The organism is Nocardia vinacea, assembly GCF_035920345.1.
In the GTDB taxonomy this organism is placed as follows: Bacteria; Actinomycetota; Actinomycetes; order Mycobacteriales; family Mycobacteriaceae; genus Nocardia; species Nocardia vinacea_A.
The window spans coordinates 8,516,307-8,536,327 of record NZ_CP109149.1; the positions used below are offsets into that span (position 1 = coordinate 8,516,307).

Annotated in this window: 2 protein-coding genes; both read left to right on the forward strand. The window is 68.3% G+C overall.

Going from position 1 to position 20,021, the window contains the following annotated elements; translation table 11 throughout:
• Positions 1–575 precede the first annotated feature (575 nt).
• Positions 576–14,438, forward strand: a complete 13,863-nt coding sequence (locus OIE68_RS38680) for a type I polyketide synthase (RefSeq protein WP_327095841.1) — start codon at positions 576–578, stop codon at positions 14,436–14,438.
• The gene (locus OIE68_RS38685; RefSeq protein WP_327095842.1) at positions 14,435–19,978 is read left to right on the forward strand and encodes a type I polyketide synthase; all 5,544 of its coding nucleotides are present in this window, start codon (positions 14,435–14,437) and stop codon (positions 19,976–19,978) included. Before OIE68_RS38680 ends, OIE68_RS38685 begins: the two co-directional genes overlap by 4 nt.
• The last annotated feature ends 43 nt before the right edge of the window (positions 19,979–20,021 follow it).

The following is a 20,021-nucleotide window of genomic DNA, read 5'->3' on the forward strand; positions in this document are numbered from 1 at the left end:
AGACCAATGCTTTGCCTGCACAACCACGCCGGGAGTCGACTGGTGGTCCAGCCTCGATCGAGCCGACGGCACATCCGTGGCCGGGGTAACCGCCGGGAAGCTACTGGCCGGTTGACAAGGTCAAGATCGTCAAATTACTGTTCGGTACGATGAATCGTGTTCTACTGTTCGAAGAACTGAGGGATCATTGTGCCGATTCCACATCGCTGTAGCTTAGGCGCTTTGCACATTTCGCGTCGTGCGTTTCGGGCACAACCCCTCTGGCGCGCGCCTCAATCCGCTGGCATGCACCTTGTAGCGCTGCAGTCTTCAGCGTCGTTTGCTGATCATTTGCACTACTGAGCCAGCGGCACACCTGGGTCCAGTCCGGGCCTAGTCTGCGCCATCTCCTCGGGTCCCAGGCCGCTTGCGGAAGACGCTCCGCATCATTCAGGGCTCTTCGCTGAGCCTCGACCGCGTCGAAATCCGTTATGTCCGAAGCAGGAATCATCTGATTCCTTTGCCGCGGACAGCAAACACACTCGTCAGAGGCTTTTACGGCGGGTCCCAGCCTGCCTTGGGAAGGATGTTCAGAGGTGACCGGATCGGCGTTCGAGATCGCTATCGTCGGCATGTCGTGCAGACTGCCGGGCGCGGCCGATCTCGACAGTTACTGGCAGTTGCTCAGCGAGGGGCGCGCCGCGATCGGCACAGCTCCCCCGGGGCGGGAGGGCATCACCGAGCGTGCCGGATTCGTCGACACCGTAGGGGAGTTCGACGCGGACTTCTTCGGGGTCTCGCCCAACGAGGCACGGGCGATCGATCCCCAGCAGCTGCTGGCACTGGAGTTGAGCTGGGAGGCGCTCGAGGACGCCGGCCTGGCGGCCACGGCGCGCGATGCCCGGCGGTGCGGTGTGTTCGTCGGCAGCACCGGAAACGATTTCGCCGAAATCCTGGCCTCCCAAGGTGGCCCAGGTGTCAGCCGCCACTCACTATGGGGTGTCGGACGCGGCATCATCGCGAACCGCGTATCCAACTACTTCGGTTTCAGCGGCCCGAGCATGCTGGTCGACAGCGCCCAAGCATCCTCGCTGGTCGCGGTGCACCTGGCCTGTGAGAGCCTGCGCAGCGGTGAGAGCGACGTGGCCCTGGCCGGCGGCCTGAACCTGATCCTGTCGCCGACCAGCGGTGAGCGTATCGAGCAGTTCGGCGCGCAGTCGGCGCTCGGTGCCTGCTACACCTTCGACGCGCGGGCCGATGGGTTCGTGCGCGGCGAGGGTGGCGGCATGGTGGTGCTGAAACCCTTGGCGCAGGCGGTCGCCGACGGCGACCGGATCCACGCCGTCATCCGCGGCAGTGCGGTCAACACCGGCAATGAACGCCGAGTGCTGACCGCCCCGAGCCGGGATGCGCAGGCGGCGGCGATCCACTCCGCTCTGACCGCGGCAGGTGTCGAGGCGCCGTCGGTGCAGTACGTCGAATTGCACGGCACCGGAACACCCGCCGGTGATCCGGTGGAGGCCGCCGCGCTCGGCGAAACCTACGGCGAGAGCCGGGCACAGGATGCGCCGCTGGCCGTCGGATCGGTCAAAACGAATATCGGGCATCTGGAAGGTGCCTCCGGTATCGCGGGTCTCATCAAGACCGTGCTCTCGCTGACCCACCGGAAGCTGGTTCCCAGCCTGAACTTCGAGACACCGAATCCGCGAATTCCATTCGAGGACTTGGGTTTACGAGTGGTGACGGGCACGGAGAATTGGCCCGTGGCCACCGTGCGCAGGGCAGGTGTGTCCTCGTTCGGCATGGGAGGCTCCAATGCTCACGTGATCGTCGAGGAGGCGCCTGCCGTCGGGGCCGCCGCGTCCACGGCAGACGGCGCGGCCGGTGCGGTGCCGTGGGTGGTATCGGCCCGCAGCGCGGAAGGTGTGCGGGCGCAAGCAGCCAGACTGGGGGAGTGGCTGCTCCGCCATCCGGAGCCGGATGTGGCTGATGTGGCCTACTCGCTGCTGGCCACGCGAGCCCAGATGGAGTGGCGCGGCAGCGTCGTCGGGCGGGATCGAGAGGAGCTGCTGGCCGGCTTGGCGGCCCTGGCCGACCCGACCGCGCCCGCCGTGACGATCGAGCCGACAACCGAGCGGGCCGAGCAGCGGCGGGTCGCGTTCGTCTTCCCGGGGCAGGGCAGCCAGTGGGAGGGCATGGCGCAGGGCCTGCTGGATTCCGGTGGGGCGTTCGCGGAGTCGATCGCGGAATGTGAAGCGGCACTCGCGCCGTACGTGGACTGGTCGCTGACGGCGGTGCTGCGGCGCGAAGCAGATGTGCCCCCGCTGGATCGCGTGGACGTGGTGCAGCCGGTGCTGTTCGCAGTCATGGTGTCGCTGGCGCGGCTGTGGCGTGCGCACGGGGTGGAACCGAGCGTTGTTATCGGTCATTCCCAGGGCGAGGTTGCCGCGGCCGTGACCATCGGAGCACTGTCGGTGCAGGACGGCGCCCGCATTATTGCTCTGCGCTCCCGGGCTGGGGCGGAGGTACTCGCCGATAAGGGCGGTATGGCCGCGGTCGGGTTGTCGGCCGATGCTGTGCGGCAGCGGTTGGCGCCGTTCGGTGATCGGTTGTCGCTGGCCGCGATCAACAGCCCGGCACAGACGGTGGTATCCGGCGAGGGTGCGGCCCTGGCGGAGTTCGTGGCCGGCTGTGCCGCGGCCGGGGTGTGGGCGCGCCTGGTCCCTGCCACCTGGCCGGGACATTCGAAAGTAACCGAACTGGTGCGTGATCGGCTGCTGACCGAGCTGGCTCCGGTGCAGCCGCGCTCGGCGCCGATTCCGTTCTTTTCCACCGTGAACGCTGACTTCGTCGATACGGCAACCCTGGACGCGCAGTACTGGTATCGGTCCCTGCGCGAGCCCGTGCGCTTCGCCGATTCTGTTACGGCGCTGATCGGGGACGGTATCACCGGATTCATCGAGGTAAGTCCGCATCCGGTGGTCACGATGAGCATCGGCGCCATCGCCGAGGCGGTCGGTGTGGCCGATGACGTAGCTGTTGTCGGGTCGCTGCGGCGAGGTCAGGGCAGCCCGGAACGGTTCCTGGCATCGCTGGCACAGGCCCATTGCGCCGGCGTGCAGGTGGATCCACGCGCGCTGGTCTCCGGTGGGGCGCGGGTCGACCTGCCGCCATATGCGTTCCAGCGCCGTAACTTCTGGGCCGGTGCGGCGGTCACCGGTGGTGGCTTCACGCGTGTCACCGATGTCGTCGCGGCAACCGACGATCACATTTCCGGGGGCCACACTTTCGATGGCGATGCAAAGGCTGGAGCGCGGGACGACAGCCCGCTGGCGCGCACGCTGCTGGCCACCCCCGAATATCAGCGCGACACAGTGGTTCTCGACATTGTTCGTGCGCATGCCGCTGCCGTACTGGGCCACGAGTCGGCCGGATCGATTCACCCCGACCTGCCGTTCACCGAGTTCGGCTTCGACTCCGTCAGCGGAGTGGAGCTGCAGAACCGACTGATACGGGCCACCGGTGTGCCGCTGCCGAAGACGCTCATCTTCGACCATCCGACCGCGGGTGCGATCGCGGCGCTGCTACGGGCGCAAGTCACAGGCACCGATCGCGGGCAGCGGCGCGCTGAGCTCACCCGCCCGGCAAGCTCCGTCGGCGGACCATCCCCGATGTCGGACGAATTAATCGCGATCGTGGGCATGAGCGCCCGATTCCCGGGCGGTGTGCGGTCCGCCGAGGACCTGTGGGATCTGGTGGCGGCGGGCCGGGACGCGATCGGCGAATTCCCTGCCGACCGCGGCTGGGACCTGGACCGGCTGTTCGACCCGGACCCCGACAAACCGGGCAAGGTCTACACGCGCCACGGCGGATTCCTCAGCGGTGCAGGCGATTTCGATCCTGGCTTCTTCGGTATCAGCCCCCGCGAAGCGTTGGCGATGGATCCGCAGCAGCGGCTGCTACTCGAAACAGCCTGGGAGGCACTGGAAGACGCGGGCATCGACCCGATGTCGTTGCGGGGCAGCGACACCGGCGTCTTCGCCGGCGCCTGCACGTCGGGATACTCCGGGCGGGTGACCGGTGACCTCGAGGGATTCCGGCTGACCGGCACATCGCACAGCGTCATCTCGGGCCGCGTCGCGTACGCGTTCGGCCTGGAAGGTCCGGCGGTAACGGTGGATACGGCGTGCTCGTCGTCGCTGGTGGCATTGCACCTGGCATGCCAGGCGCTGCGCCAGGGCGACAGCTCGCTGGTGCTCGCCGGCGGTGTGACCGTCGCGGCCAGCCCGTATCTGTACGTGGACTTCTCCCGCCAGCGCGGCCTGTCACCGGACGGTCGCTGCAAGGCGTTCTCGGCGGCCGCCGACGGTGTGGCGTGGTCGGAGGGCTCGGGCGTTCTTGTACTGGAACGACTTTCGGATGCGCAGCGGCACGGCCACAACATCCTGGCCGTCGTTCGCGGTAGTGCGGTGAACCAAGACGGCGCGAGCAACGGTTTGACCGCACCGAACGGTCCGTCGCAGCAGCGGGTGATCGTGCAGGCCCTCGCCAATGCGGGGATCTCGGCGGCCGACGTGGACGCGGTGGAAGCGCACGGGACCGGCACGACTCTGGGTGATCCGATCGAAGCACAGGCGTTGATCGCCGCCTACGGACAGGATCGCGGCGATCAGGAACCGTTGCGGATCGGTTCCTTGAAATCGAATATCGGCCATGCCGTGGCTGCCGCCGGTGTGGCCGGTGTGATCAAGATGGTGCAGGCGATGCGGCACGAGCGGCTGCCGCGGACGCTGCACGCCGAAATGCCGACGCCGCACGTGGATTGGGCCGCGGGCGCGGTGCGTCTGCTGACCGACGCCGAACCATGGACCGCAGGCGATCGAGTCCGCCGGGCTGGTGTGTCGTCGTTCGGGATCAGCGGCACCAACGCGCATGTGATCCTCGAAGAAGCACCAGCCGCATCGGTGGCGGCTGCCCAGGGCGACATCGATAGCGACGCGGAGCGGCCGTCGAATATCACCCCGCTCCTAGTCTCGGGCAAGGGCGAGGCGGGTCTGCGCGCGCAGGCCGCCCGGCTACGTGCCTGGTTGTCGGAGCGGCCGGAGATCGACGTCGCGGATGCGGCCTATTCACTGGTGACGTCGCGCGCGCAGCTGGATTCACGCAGTGTGGTCCTCGGCCGCGATCGGGACGAGTTGCTGGAACGGTTGGCGAATCTCGCCGAATCGGGGACCGGCACCGGTGTCATCGCAGCAGCCATCGGTTCGGGGACGACGGCCTTCTTGTTCACCGGTCAGGGTGCACAGCGGATCGGCATGGGCGCCGGCTTGTACGAGGTGTTCCCGGTATTCGCGGACGCGTTGGATTCGGTGTGCGCCCAGTTCGATCCCGTGCTGGAGTGCTCGCTCGAGGACATCATGTTCGGCGGTGCCGGTGCCACGGTTCTGGATCGGACCGAGTTCACCCAGCCTGCGTTGTTCGCCTTCGAGGTGGCGCTGTATCGCTTGCTGGAATCCTTCGGCGTCACCCCGGATGTGTTGATCGGCCATTCGATCGGAGAAGTCGCGGCCGCATATCTCGCGGGCCTGTGGTCGCTCGAGGATGCGTGCCGGTTGGTGGCGGCGCGCGGCCGTCTCATGGGTGCGTTGCCCGAAGGCGGCGCGATGCTGGCAATCGGAGCGTCCGAAACCGACGTGAACGAGGTCGTCGCTCGATACCCCGACCGAGTGTCGGTCGCCGCGGTGAACGCGCCTGAGGCCCTGGTGATTTCAGGTGACGAGGACGCGGTCGCCGAGATCGAGGCCCGCTTCGCCGAGCGCGGCCGGAAGACGTCGCGGCTGCGGGTCAGTCATGCCTTCCACTCGCATCGGATGGAGCCGATGCTGGCCGAATTCGAGTCTGTCGCAAAGGACTTGACGTACAACCGACTACGCCTACCGGTGGTGTCGAACGTGTCCGGTCAGCTGGCTGGGGACGAGGTGCTGGAACCCTCCTACTGGGTTCGGCAAGTGCGGGCCGCGGTGCGATTCGCGCCGGGCATCGAGAAATTGATCTCCTCGGGTGTGCGCCGATTCCTGGAAGTCGGGCCCGACGCGGTACTGGCGGCGATGACCCGGCAGACCCTTCCGGAGGGCGTGGAGTCGGTGGTGGCCGCGGCCGTGCGCCGGGATCACGATGAGCCCCAACAATTCCTGACGATGCTGGGGCACGCGCACACGTCCGGTGTGAGCGTGGATTGGACGCCACTGTTCCGTCGCCCGGCGGTACGACGAGTTCCCCTGCCCACGTACGCCTTCCAACACCAGCGGTTCTGGTTGCCGCCGCGTCCCGAAGCCACCGGCGGCACCCTCGGCCACCCGTTGCTCACCGGTGTGGTGCCGGTGGCCGGTAAGGACGAGTTCGTTTTCACCGGCCGGTTCTCGCTGCCGACCGACCCATGGGTCGCCGACCATATGACCTACGGCACCGTGGTGCTGCCGAGCGCGACCCTCATCGAGTTCCTGCTGGTCGCGGGCAGCAGAATCGACTGCGGTGTCGTCGAAGAGCTGACCCTGGAGGCTCCGATCCTGCCGTCGGAAGACGAAGAGGTCGAACTGCAGGTGTCGGTGCAGGAGCCGGACGGGAACGGGCGACGGCCGTTCAGCTTCTACTTCCGTAAGGCGGGCCGCCGAGCGGGCGAATGGGTGCGCAACGCCAGCGGAGTGCTGGCACCTTCCTGGGACGGCAACGACGCGCTGCTGGACCGGCTGCGGGACGAGGCATGGCCGCCGGCCGACGCCGAAACTCTCGACCCCTCATGGATTCCCGAGCGGATCGCCAAGGGATCCGGACTCGAATACGGTCCCGCGTTCATCGGTGTCGACGCCGCATGGCAGCGGGGTGACACCGTCTTCTCCGAGATCACCCTGGATACCGCGGCCGCGCCGGAACCGGAGCGGTTCGATCTGCATCCCGCTCTACTCGACCTGGTCATGCACGCCGGGCTGGCAGGGCTCGTCTGGCACGATCAGGACAGCGATCCCGATACCGGCCGGTTGCTGTTCCGCTGGGGCGGGGCGCGACTGCACCAGCCGCTGGTCAAGGCGACGACGCTGCGGGTAATCGCCGTGGCGAGCGGCCCGGAGACGGTCTCCGTTGCGACCGTTGACGATTCGGGCCGGCCCGTGGTCTCTGTCGACGCGGTTGTCATGCGGCCCTATGACGTGAAGCAGATGCGCGGCCCCCTGGCCGGGGATGACGCCGGCCTCTACGACGTCCAGTGGACGCCGGCGCCGGCGGCGACACCGAGTCTGACCGCGGACCGGATAGCCGTCCTCGGTACGGCGCCGGTCGCCGGAATCGACACCTTCTCGCCGAGCCCATCGGAACTTGCTGCGGAACAAGTGATTCCAGATGTCGCAATCTGGCATCCGGAGGTCAGCGCCGACGATCCGGAGGTCGTTCGCGGCCACCTGGAAACGGTCTTGGCGACGGTACAGGCCTGGCTGGCGCAAGCACGACTGGCCGACACTCGGCTGGTCGTGGTGACCGCGAACGGTGCCGCGCTGCCGGGCGAGGCACCGGATCTCGCCGCGGCAGCCGTCTGGGGCCTGATGCGCAGCGCCCAATCCGAATATCCGGGCCGGTTCATTCTCCTCGACGCCGATCCGTCGGCCGCCGCGCCTATGACTGACCCGACGCTGGTCGGCGCGGTGCTCGCGGCAGGCGAACCACAGGCCGCGGTGCGCGACGGAGCATTGCTCGTGCCGAGGCTGGCGAGAGCACGAGCCGAGCACGATGCCGAGCCGGGACAGGCTTTCGGCGCCGGCACCGTACTGATCACCGGCGGCACCGGTGGCCTCGGCGCACTCGTGGCCCGGCATCTGGTCGCCGCACACGGCGTCCGCCGTTTGCTGCTGGTGTCCAGGCGTGGCGAAACTGCCGACGGTGCAACGGAATTGATGTCCGAGCTGTCAGCAGCCGGCGCTGCTGTCAGGGTGGCGGCCTGCGATGTGAGCGATCGAGAAGCACTCCGTGCTCTGCTGGATTCGCTCGATGCAGATCATCCTCTGACCGGCGTGGTCCATGCGGCGGGTGTCCTCGACGACGGCACCCTCTCAGGGCTTACTACCGAGCAACTGCAGCGAGTGTTCGGCCCGAAGGCCGCAGCGGCCTGGCACCTGCACGATCTCACTCGCGACCGTGACCTGTCGGCCTTCGTGTTGTTCTCGTCCGTCGCGGCAACGATCGGAACGGCGGGACAGGGCAACTACGCGGCAGCAAACGCATTCCTCGACGCGCTGGCGCATCGTCGCCGAGCCGAAGGGCTGTCCGCGACTTCGCTGGCCTGGGGGCCCTGGAATTCCGCCGCCGGCATGACCGGCGGCTTGGACCGCAGCGCCGTCGCCCGCTGGGAAAGGCTCGGTCTCCACCCGCTCGCGAACGACGAAGGGCTCCGGCTGTTCGACGCGGCCACCGCCCGCGCCGCCGCGCACGCGGCAGCGATCGGGTTCGACCCGGCGGAGCTGCGGCGCGAAGCGCGCGATGGTGCGGTGCCGGCGGTGCTCCGCGGTTTCCTGCCCCGCACCACGGACCGGCCCGCGGCCGCGTCGAGTTCGCTCGGCACACGACTGAGCCGGGTACCGGAAGCTCGACGCGCCGAGGTGGTGCTCGACCTGGTCCGGGAGCACGCGGCAGCCGTGCTGGGACACGGTTCCGCCGAAGACATCAGCCCCGGCGAGCGCTTCGACGCACTGGGATTCGACTCGCTCGGCGGCGTCGAATTCCGCAACCGGCTGTCGAAGGCCACCGGTGTCCAGCTGCCATCCACCCTGGTCTTCGACCACCCCACCGCCGCGGCGGTCGCCACCCTCTTGCACTCCAAGATCGAGGGAACGGAATCCGGTCCCAGGACTACCCGGGTGTCGCGCCGCGTCCGCGCGGACGACCCCATCGCGATCGTCGGCATGAGCTGCCGTTTCCCCGGCGGCGTCCGGACCCCGGAGCAGTTGTGGGATCTGGTGCGGTCGGGGACCGATGCCACCACCGAGTTCCCGAACGATCGTGGCTGGGATCTCGAGCAGCTGATCGACCAGGACCCGGACAAGCCCGGCACGGTCTACAGCCGCGGCGGCGGATTCCTGGACGACGCAGGCGATTTCGACGCCGGATTCTTCGGAATCAGCCCGCGCGAGGCGCTGGCGATGGATCCGCAGCAGCGGTTGCTGCTGGAAGCATCATGGGAGGCACTGGAGGAATCAGGAATCGACCCGATCACGTTGCGCGGCAGCGACACCGGTGTGTTCGCGGGCGCATGCGCCTCGGGATACGTCGACCATGTCACCGGCGACCTCGAAGGCTTCCGGCTGACCGGCACCACCCACAGTATCGTCTCCGGCCGCGTGGCATACGTTTTCGGCCTCGAAGGACCAGCGGTCACGATCGATACCGCATGCTCGTCCTCACTGGTGGCCATGCATCTGGCGTGTCAGGCCCTGCGTCAGGGCGAAACATCGCTGGCCGTGGCCGGTGGCGTCACCGTGGCCGCAACCCCTTATCTCTCGGTGGATTTCGCGCGGCAACGTGGCCTGTCGCCGGATGGCCGATGCAAGGCGTTCTCCGCCGCGGCCGACGGTGTGGCCTTCGCCGAGGGCGTGGGCGTGCTGATCCTGGAGCGGCTGTCGGACGCGCAGCGACTGGGCCATGACGTCCTGGCCGTCATCCGGGGCAGTGCGGTGAATCAGGACGGTGCGAGCAATGGCCTGACCGCGCCGAACGGTCCGTCGCAGGAGCGAGTGATCGCGCAGGCCCTCGCGAATGCCGGGCTCACACCCGCCGACGTGGATGCGGTGGAAGCGCACGGAACCGGCACTCCCCTTGGGGATCCCATCGAAGCCAACGCGTTGATCGCCGCATACGGGCAGGATCGCGGGGATCGGGAGCCGCTTCGCATCGGATCGATCAAATCGAATATCGGTCACACCGTCGCGGCCGCCGGTGTCGGTGGCGTGATCAAGATGGTGCAGGCGCTGCGACACGAGGCCCTGCCCCCGACCTTGCACGCGGAAGCGCCGTCCCCGCACGTGGATTGGTCCGCCGGCGCGGTGCGCCTGCTGACCCAGCCGGAACCGTGGCATGCGGGGGGAACGGTTCGCCGGGCAGGTGTGTCCTCGTTCGGAGTCAGCGGCACCAACGCCCACCTGATCCTCGAGGAAGCGCCCGCCCCGCAGCCTGTCGTCTCGCCACCGGCTACCGACCACCCACACACAGCGGTGCCATGGCTGGTGTCGGCCAAGAGTGAGACCGCCCTGCGGGCACAGGCGGTGAAACTGCAGCAGTGGCTGATCGATCACCCCGACACCGATCCGGCGGATGTGGGGTATTCGCTCGCGACGACACGTGCGCAGCACGAGTGGCGGGCAGCGGTCCTCGGCTCTGATCGCGACGAACTGCTGGCGCGGCTGGCGAAGCTGGCCGCCGGTTCCGCCTCGGCCGGAGTGGTTTCCGGCACGGTGGCCTCGGGGAAGACCGCCTTCCTGTTCACCGGTCAGGGCGCGCAGCGGGTCGGCATGGGCGCCGGCCTGTCCGAAGCCTTCCCGGTATTCGCCGCAGCGCTGGACGAGGTGTGCGCCCGGTTCGATCCCCTGGTCGGATGTTCCTTGAAGCAAGCGATGTTCACCGGACACCTGATCGACGATCAGGGAGTTACCGCTAGCGACTGCTTGTCAGGTCGCTCGAAAGGGTCAGCTAGCGACTGCTTGTCAGGTCGCTCGAAAGGGTCAGCGGTGACCGGGCTGCTGGATCGGACACGACTGACCCAGCCCGCGCTGTTCGCCTTCGAAGTGGCGCTGTATCGGCTGCTGGAGTCGTTCGGGCTCGTCCCGGACATGGTGATCGGGCACTCGATCGGTGAACTGGCCGCGGCGTATGTGGCCGGTGTGTGGTCACTGGAAGATGCCTGCGAGTTGGTCGCGGCACGAGGGCGGCTGATGGATGCGCTGCCTGCGGGCGGCGCGATGCTCGCGGTCGCCGCGTCCGAGGCCGAAATCAGCGCGGCGATCGCCGGATTCAGTGATCGGGTGTCGGTGGCAGCGGTGAATGGGCCTGCGGCCGTGGTGGTCTCGGGTGACGAGGACGCCATTGACGAGATCGATCGGCAGTTCACCGAGCGGGGTCGCAAGACGAGCCGACTGCGGGTGTCGCATGCGTTCCATTCCGCTCGGATGGAGCCCATGCTGGCCGAGTTCGAGGCCCTCGCGGCGGAAGTAACCTTCAACGCTCCACGGATTCCGTTGGTGTCGAACATCTCCGGCCGGATCGCCGGCGCCGAGATCCTGGATCCGGGGTACTGGGTGTCTCAGGTGCGCGCCGCGGTGCGTTTCGCGCCCGGTGTCGAGACGCTGGTGGCATCGGGCGTGCGCCGGTTCCTCGAAGTCGGACCCGACGCGGTGCTGGCGGCGATGACGCGGCACACGCTTCCCGCGGAGGTCGAGGCTCGGTCGGTTGTCGCCGCGGCGGGGCGCCGGGATCACGACGAGGTCGAGCAGTTCCTGACCATGCTCGGCCAGGCGCACACCGCCGGTCTGGCCGTCGACTGGAATCCACTGTTCGCCATCCGCCAGGTGTCGCGAATCGCCTTGCCCACCTACGCCTTCGAGCATCGGCGTTACTGGCTCGAACCCAGCCTCGGCGACCCACGGAGCGCCGCCTCGGACCACCCGCTGCTCACCGACGTGGTGCGAGTGGCCGACCGCGACGAGTGGCTGTTCACGGGGCGGCTCTCACTGCGGACCCATCCCTGGATCGCCGACCACACCACTTACGGCGTGGTGCTCGTCCCGAGTGCCGCGCTCATGGAGATGCTGCTGGTCGCGGGTCCGCGGATCGGATGCAGTGCGGTGGAGGAGCTCACCCTCGAGACGCCGATCCTCCCGCCGGCAGACGGCGAGGTCGAACTCCAGGTACTTGTGCGGGAACCGGATTCCACGGGACGTCGATCCTTCACGTTCCACTACCGCCTCACCAGCGATAGGGCCGATAGCGAGTGGACGCGCAACGCCAGTGGCGTGCTGGGCAGCCGAGAGCTGATCGATATCGGACTGATGGACATGCTGCGCAACGCGCCGTGGCCGCCCGTCGACGCCGAACCGGTGGATACCGACTGGATTCCGGCCCAGGTGGCGCGTGCCGCCGGACTGGAATACGGTGCCTCGTTCATCGGCGTCGACGCCGCATGGCGCAGTGGTGACACGGTTTTCTCCGAGGTCACCCTGAACCAGGAATTCCCGGCCGAACGGTTCCAGCTGCATCCGGCGCTGTTCGACATGGTGATGCATGCGGGAATCGCCTGTTTGATCTGGCCCGACCACAAGGGCAATCCCGCCGAGGGCAAACTCTTGTTCCGTTGGGGTGGAACGCAAATCCACACCACGTCCACGGTCCGGACGTTGCGGGTGATGGCCATCCGGCGCAGTGGTGAGGCGATCACCGTCGTGGCCGTCGACCAGGACGGAAGTCCGGTGGTCACCATCGACGAAGCGGTCATGCGTTCCTACGACGTCCAGCAGTTCCGCGCCACGTTGCCGGGTGGACGCGCGGCACGGTACGGGTTGCGCTGGGTGCCGGTGGAGATGCCCGACGGACACACCCCGACCGGGAGCGCAGCCGTGCTCGGAGCTGCGCACGTAGACGGAATTGACGAGCGGTATTCGGATCTGACCACGCTCGCCTCGGCTTCGACCGTTCCGGACGTCGTGGTGTGGTCCGAAGCCGCTGCGCTGCACGGTGATTCGAAGCAATCCGCGCGCGATCGGGTCAATGCCGCCTTGCGCACGGTACGAGACTGGTTGGCCGACGAGCGATTCGCACGGTCGCAGCTGGTTGTGCTGACCAGCCGTGCGGCAGCCCTGCCTGATGAGACGCCGGATGCCGCATCGGCTGCGGTATGGGGGCTGATACGCAGCGCTCAGACCGAATACCCGGAGCGGATCGTGCTGCTCGACGCGGACGAATCCATTGGTGCACAGCATATTTCGGCCGATTCGATCCGAGCCGTGCTCGAGACCGGGGAGCTGCAGGTGGCCGTGCGGGGCGACCATGTCCTGATACCGCGACTGGAGGCACTGACCTCAGCAGATGTCACAGAGCAAGTATCGTTCGGGTCCGGAACCGTTCTGATCACCGGCGGGACCGGGGGATTGGGCGCGCTGCTGGCCCGGCACCTGGTCACCACGCACGGTGTGCGGCGACTACTGCTGGTTTCCCGCCGTGGCGAGCGTGCGGACGGCGCAACGGAACTCGTGGCGGAACTGTCCCGATCCGGCGCCGAGGTGCGGATCGCAGCCTGCGATGTCACCGACCGCGACGCGCTTCGAGATCTGCTGTCCGGCCTGCCCGCGGAGCACCCGCTCACCGGTGTCGTCCACACGGCGGGCGTGCTCGACGACAGCACGTTCCACACGCTCACCGATGACCAGGTCGATCGGGTGTTCGCTCCCAAAGCCGATGCGGCGTGGCATCTGCACGAGCTCACCCGGAATATGAATCTGTCGGCGTTCGTGATGTTCTCCTCGATTGCCGGAATGATCGGTTCGGCCGGGCAAGCGAATTACGCTGCCGCGAACAGCTTCCTGGACGCCCTCGCGATGCAACGCCGCGCCGCGGGACTACCGGCACTCGCACTCGCCTGGGGGCCGTGGCAGCAGGACATCGGCATGACCGGCGCGCTGGATCGCGCCGCCATGAGCCGGTTGGAGCGACTGGGCCTGGCTCCGCTGGACCGCACCGACGGCCTGCGGTTGTTCGATGAATCGCTGACTACGGCCGAACCGGTGTCAGCGCTGTTGCATCTGGATACCGACAAACTGCGCCTGGAAGCGCATACCGGTCCGATTCCGGTGGTGCTGCGCGGGTTCGTTCGGGCACGCGGCCGGTCGGCCCCGACATCGAGTGGTGAACTGTCGCTCGGGGAGCGCCTGCACGGTGTGGCGGACGCGAATCGACGCGGGGTCGTCCTGGATCTGACGCGGGAACACGTGGCGGCGGTGCTGGGTTACGGGTCGGCCGACGACATCGGACCCGATCGCGGCTTCAGCGAACTCGGTTTCGATTCCCTCGGCGGAGTCGAGTTCCGGAACCGGCTCTCGAAGGCGACTGGGCTGTCGCTGCCCTCGACCTTGGTCTTCGACTACCCGACCGCGGGCGATGTCGCTGACTACCTGCTGGCGCAGATCACGGTGACAGCACCTGCGCAACCGGCATCGGCGGTGCCCGACGACATCGCGCGGCTCGAGGCCCTGCTCGAGCGGATCATCGCCGGCGGCAGCGACAACGACGAGACCGTCGCCGGATTGCGGGGCGTCAACGAGCGTCTCCGCACCTACCTGGCCGGCACGTGGTCGGACGGTGAGTTCGATGATCTCGAATTCCGTTCCGACAGTGAGCTTTTGGATCTGATTGACGAGGAGTTCGGCCCAGCATGACCAACCCCGGCACCAGCAACGAGGAACGGCTCAGCCGGTATTTGCGCAAGCTCACCGGAGACCTCCGCGCCGCCAAGAAGCACATCCAGCACTTGGAGGACCGTGCCGGCGAACCGATCGCGATCGTCGGCATGAGCTGTCGGTATCCGGGCGGTGTCGAAACTCCGGCGCAGCTGTGGGATCTGGTCGCTTCCGGCACCGACGCCGTCGGCCCCTTTCCGGCCGACCGGGGCTGGGACCTGGAGCGGCTGTTCGACACCGATCCGGACGCGCCCGGGACCGTATACACCCGCGAAGGCGGATTCCTGGACGCGGCGGGCGATTTCGACGCCGGCTTCTTCGGGATCGGCCCGAGTGCGGCCCTGGCGATGGATCCGCAGCAGCGGCTGTTCCTGGAAACGGCCTGGGAGGCACTGGAGGACGCCGGCATCGATCCGGTGACGCTGCGCGGCAGCGACACCGGTGTGTTCGCCGGCGTGATCCACCAGGACTACGGCCCGCGCGTGGGTTCGCCGGGCCTTACCGCCGAGGCGGAAGGCCATGCCTACCTGGGTGTTTCGAACAGTGTCCTGTCCGGCCGCGTGGCCTTCACTTTCGGCTTCAAGGGCCCGGCGCTGTCGGTGGACACCGCGTGCTCGTCGTCGCTGGTCGCCCTGCACCTGGCCTGCCACGCACTGCGACAGGGAGACACCTCGCTGGCACTGGTCGGCGGCGTCACCGTGATGTCGGATCCGGCCCTGCTGATCGCGTTCGGCCGGCAGCATGCGCTGTCCCCGGACGCGCGGTGCAAGGCCTTCGCGGCGGCGGCGAACGGGACGGGATTCTCCGAGGGTCTCGGCATGCTCGCGATCGAGCGGCTGTCCGATGCGCGCCGGCACGGCCACCGGGTGCTCGCGGTCATCCGCGGCAGCGCGGTCAACCAGGACGGCGCCAGCAACCGGCTGACCGCGCCGAACGGTCCGTCGCAGGAGAAGGTAATCGCGCAGGCGCTCGCCAATGCCGGTCTCACGCCGGCCGACGTCGATGTGGTCGAAGCGCACGGCACCGGTACCACCCTCGGCGACCCGATCGAGGCGCAGGCGCTGATCGCCGCCTACGGACGCGATCGCGCCGGAGAGCCGCTGCGGATCGGCTCGCTCAAGTCGAACATCGGCCACACCTCCGCCGCGGCCGGTGTCGGCGGCGTGATCAAGATGGTGCAGGCGATGCGGCACGACATGCTGCCCGCGACACTGCATGTCGATACGCCGACCCCGCATGTGGATTGGTCCGCGGGCTCGGTGCGGCTGCTCACCACGGCGGAACCCTGGCCCGCGGGGGAGCGAGTCCGGCGCGCCGGTGTGTCCTCCTTCGGCGCCAGTGGCACGAACGCGCACGTGATTCTGGAGGAAGCCCCTGCTCTCGAAGCGGCTTCCACCGAGACGGCGGACGAGGCACCCGATCAGGGTGCGAAAGCCTTGGCGGCGGGCCTCTTCACCTGGCTGCTCTCGGCGAAGACCGAGGACGGCCTGCGCGCGCAGGCGGCCAAGCTGCGGCAGTTCGCGATCGAGCACCCCGACGTGGCGGTCGACGATATCGGCTATTCACTCCTCACCACTCGCGCCCGCTTGGACTGGAGGGGCGTGGTGGTCGCCGGCGATCGCGACACACTGCTGGCCGGCCTGGCGGCGCTCGCGGAGCACGGCTCGGCGTGCACGGCCCCCGGCGTGACGGCAGCACAGGCGATGTCGCGCAGGACCGCCTTCCTGTGCACCGGGCAGGGCGCCCAGCGGGCCGGCATGGGACGTGAACTCTACGAAGCATTTCCGGTGTTCGCCGCTGCGCTGGACGAGGTGTGTGAACAGTTCGATCCACTGCTCGGCGTTTCGCTGCGGCAGGTGATGTTCACCGGCGGCGGGCCGGACGATGCCGGCCTGCTGGATCGAACGGATTTCACCCAGCCCGCCCTGTTCGCCTACGAGGTCGCGCTGTGCCGGCTCCTGGATTCGTTCGGTGTCACACCGGATTACCTGATCGGGCATTCGATCGGCGAGCTGGCCGCCGCGTACCTCGCCGGTGTCTGGACGCTTCCGGACGCGTGTCGGCTGGTCGCGGCGCGGGGCCGCCTGATGGGCCTGCTGCCCGAAGGGGGAGCGATGCTGGCCGTCGCGGCGAGCGAACACGAAGTCTCCGAGGCACTCGCCGGCCAGGCCGACCGGGTGTCCCTCGCTGCGGTGAACGCGCCGCAGGCCGTGGTGGTGTCCGGTGACGAGGACGCGGTGGCGGCGATCGAGCAGCAGTTCGCCGACCGCGGACGCAAGACCTCGCGGCTGCGGGTGTCGCACGCGTTCCATTCTCACCGGATGGACCCGATGCTGGCCGAGTTCGCCACTGTCGCAAGGGATGTCAGCTACCGTCGCCCGCAGCTGCCGCTGGTGTCGAACCTGTCCGGGCGGATCGCAGGCGACGAAGTGCTCGACCCGGCCTACTGGGTCCGGCAGGTGCGGTCGGCCGTGCGCTTCGCCCCCGGGATCGAGTCGCTGGCGGCCGCCGGAGTGCGCCGATTCCTCGAAGTCGGTCCGGACGCCGTTCTGGCGACCATGACCCGGCAGAGCCTGCCGGAGGACATCGAATCGCAGTCGTCGGTGATTGCCGGAGCCCGCCGCGGGCACGGCGAGGTCGAGCAGTTCGTGACCGGTCTGGCGCGGGCGCACGCGGCCGGTGCCGATGTCGACTGGCGGGTGTTCTTCGCCGCCCGTCCGGTCTCGCGAGTGTCGTTGCCCACCTACGCCTTCCAGCGTCGCCGCTACTGGCTCGAGACCACACCGGGTATCGCCGGCGCCGATTCCCTGGGGCTGCGGGTGGTGGCTCACCCCATGCTGGACACGGCCGTGCCGATGGCAGCCGGTGGTGTCGTCCTGACCGGGCAGCTGTCTGCGCTGTCGCAGCCGTGGCTGGCCGACCACGTCATCGGCGGGGTCATGTTGCTGCCCGGGACCGGGTTCGTGGAGTTGGCGTTGCGTGCCGGTCGTGAAGCCGGCTGCCCGGTAATCGAGGAGTTGATGCTGCAGGCGCCGCTGGTGTTCCCCCCGTCGGGCGGGGTGCGGATTCAGGTCGTCGTCGGCGGACCCGAGCCGGAGTCTGCGCAGCGGTCGCTATCGATCTATTCCCGCGGTGCACACGATCACGACGGCCAGTGGGAACTGCACGCACATGGCCTGCTGACCAGCCGAGACGACACGGCGATGCCCGAGCCGGAGGCCTGGCCGCCGGCTGCGGCGACCGCTGTTGAGATCGACTACACGAAGTTCCTGACGCGCGGTTACGACCTGGGACCGGCCTTCCGAGGTGTGCGGGCGCTGTGGCGCCGCGGCGAAGAGGTGTTCGCCGAGATCGCCGTCGACGCGGACACCGGCGTGCACGGCGCGGGATTCGGAATTCATCCGGCACTGCTGGATGCGACCCTGCAGTCGGGACTGCTGGCCGGCGTGCAGGAGATCCCGCCGGAGCAGGTCGTCTTGCCGTTCGCGTGGCAGTCGGTGGCACTGTATGCGGCCGAGGCATCGGTGCTGCGGGTGCGGCTGACCGCGACCGGTTCGTCGGTGTCGGTGTCGATGACCGATGGGCACGGACAACCGGTGCTGTCGGGCGAGATGACGACCCGTCCGATGCCGGTGGCGCAGCTGGCCGCGACCGCCGCGGGTGCGGGCGGTGCCGCCGCTGCGGTCCTGGAACTCGTGTGGTCGCCGACCGAATCCGAGTCCCCGGTGGCGGATTCGGAAGTGGGCCGGTGGGATCGGCTGGGTCCGGAGTCGCCGGTGCCCCCGCTGGTCGTGGTCGAGGCCGGGTCCGGCTGGACCGATCACACCGGCGCCGATGTGGTGACCACGACCCACGCCGAGGTCGCCCGGATGCTCGAGGTGGTGCAGGCGTGGCTGGGGCAGGACCGGTTCGCATCGAGCCGGCTGGTGGTCGCGACGCGTGGCGCGGTCGCCCTGCCCGGTGAGGATGTCACCGACTTCGCCGGTGCCGCGGTGTGGGGTTTGGTGCGGAGTGCGCAGTCGGAGGATCCGGGCCGAATCCACTTGGTCGACACCGACATTCGTATCGACGAGCGGCTCGGGGCGCAGGCCGCGACCGAACCACAGGTGGTGGTGCGCGCCGGTGTCGCCCACACCGCCCGACTCGGCCGGCCCACCGTGGTGTCACCTACGACCAGCGGCGAAGCGTCCGCCTTCGGCACGGGAACGGTGCTGATCACCGGTGGCACCGGTGGTTTGGGCGCGGTGGTCGCCCGGCACGTGGTCGTCGAGCACGGGGTGCGGTCGTTGCTGCTGGTCAGCCGCCGTGGCCCGCAAGCCGACGGTGTCGCAGCTCTGTCCGGCGAGTTGGAGCAACTGGGCGCGCAGGTTCGGGTGGTGGCGTGTGATGTCACCGATCCCGGCGCGGTGAGCCGCTTGGTGGCCGACGTGTCCGAGCCGTGGCCGTTGACCGGGGTGATCCATGCCGCGGGCGTCCTCGACGACGGGGTCATCGCTGCGTTGACCGCGTCCCGGGTGGATGCGGTGCTGGCGCCGAAGGCCGACGCCGCCTGGTATCTGCACGAGGCGACCGCGGATCTGAATCTGGCTGCGTTCGTGGTGTTCTCGTCGTTGTCGGGCACGGTCGGCGGCCCCGGGCAGGCCAACTACGCGGCAGCGAACACCTTCGTCGACGGTCTGGTGGCCCACCGGCGAGCACGAGGGCTGGCCGGTCGGTCACTGGCCTGGGGTCCGTGGGCACGCTCCAGCGGCATGACCGGACACCTGACCGATGCCGATGCAGCCCGGACGATGCGCGCCGGATTCACCGCGTTGTCGGACGAGCAGGCCTTGGCCGCATGGGATTCGGTGCTCGAAACGGGTCCGGGCCACGCGGTGATCGCGGGCTTGGACACCACCGTGATCCGCGCCCAGGCCGATGCCGGACTACTGCCACCCCTGCTGCGGGAACTGGTACCACCGGCGGCCACCCGTCCGGCGGCGACCTCGATGGTGATATCCGGTCTGCGGCAACGGCTTACAGGCCTGGATGCCGATCGGCAGCGGCAGGTCGTGCTCGATGCCGTCCGTGCGCACGTGACGGCCGTACTCGGCCGGGACGCCGTGTCCGCGCTCGATGCCGACCGCAGCACCTTCCAGGACCTGGGATTCGATTCATTGGGTGCGGTCGAGCTGCGCAACCGGGTCAAAGCGGATACCGGCTTGGCGCTGGCGGCCACCGTGGTTTTCGACTACCCCACACCCGCCGCGCTGGCCGAGTATCTCCGCGAACAACTCTCGGACGGGCCCGCGGAAAAGCTTGTTCGTTCGATCGACGCGGTATTCGAGGATTTGGAATCCGCCCTCGCGACCGGAAATTGGGTCGAGGAGGAAAAGGCCCGGATCGTGGCTCGGTTGCAGTCCATTGCGACCAGTTGGGCAGCTCGAATCGACACCGCTGGTGTCCATCGCGACGACGATGTGGCAAACGCCGACGAAGCAGAGCTTTTCGCGATTCTCGACAGCGAACTAGAAGCCTGAGCACTGAATTCCTCGAGCTTGGCTCGAGTTCGGAAGGATTGCG

What these genes read in the sequence shown, in the direction of transcription:
- OIE68_RS38685 (WP_327095842.1), top strand. Translation starts at nt 14,435, where the DNA reads ATGACCAACCCCGGCACCAGCAACGAGGAACGGCTCAGCCGGTATTTG.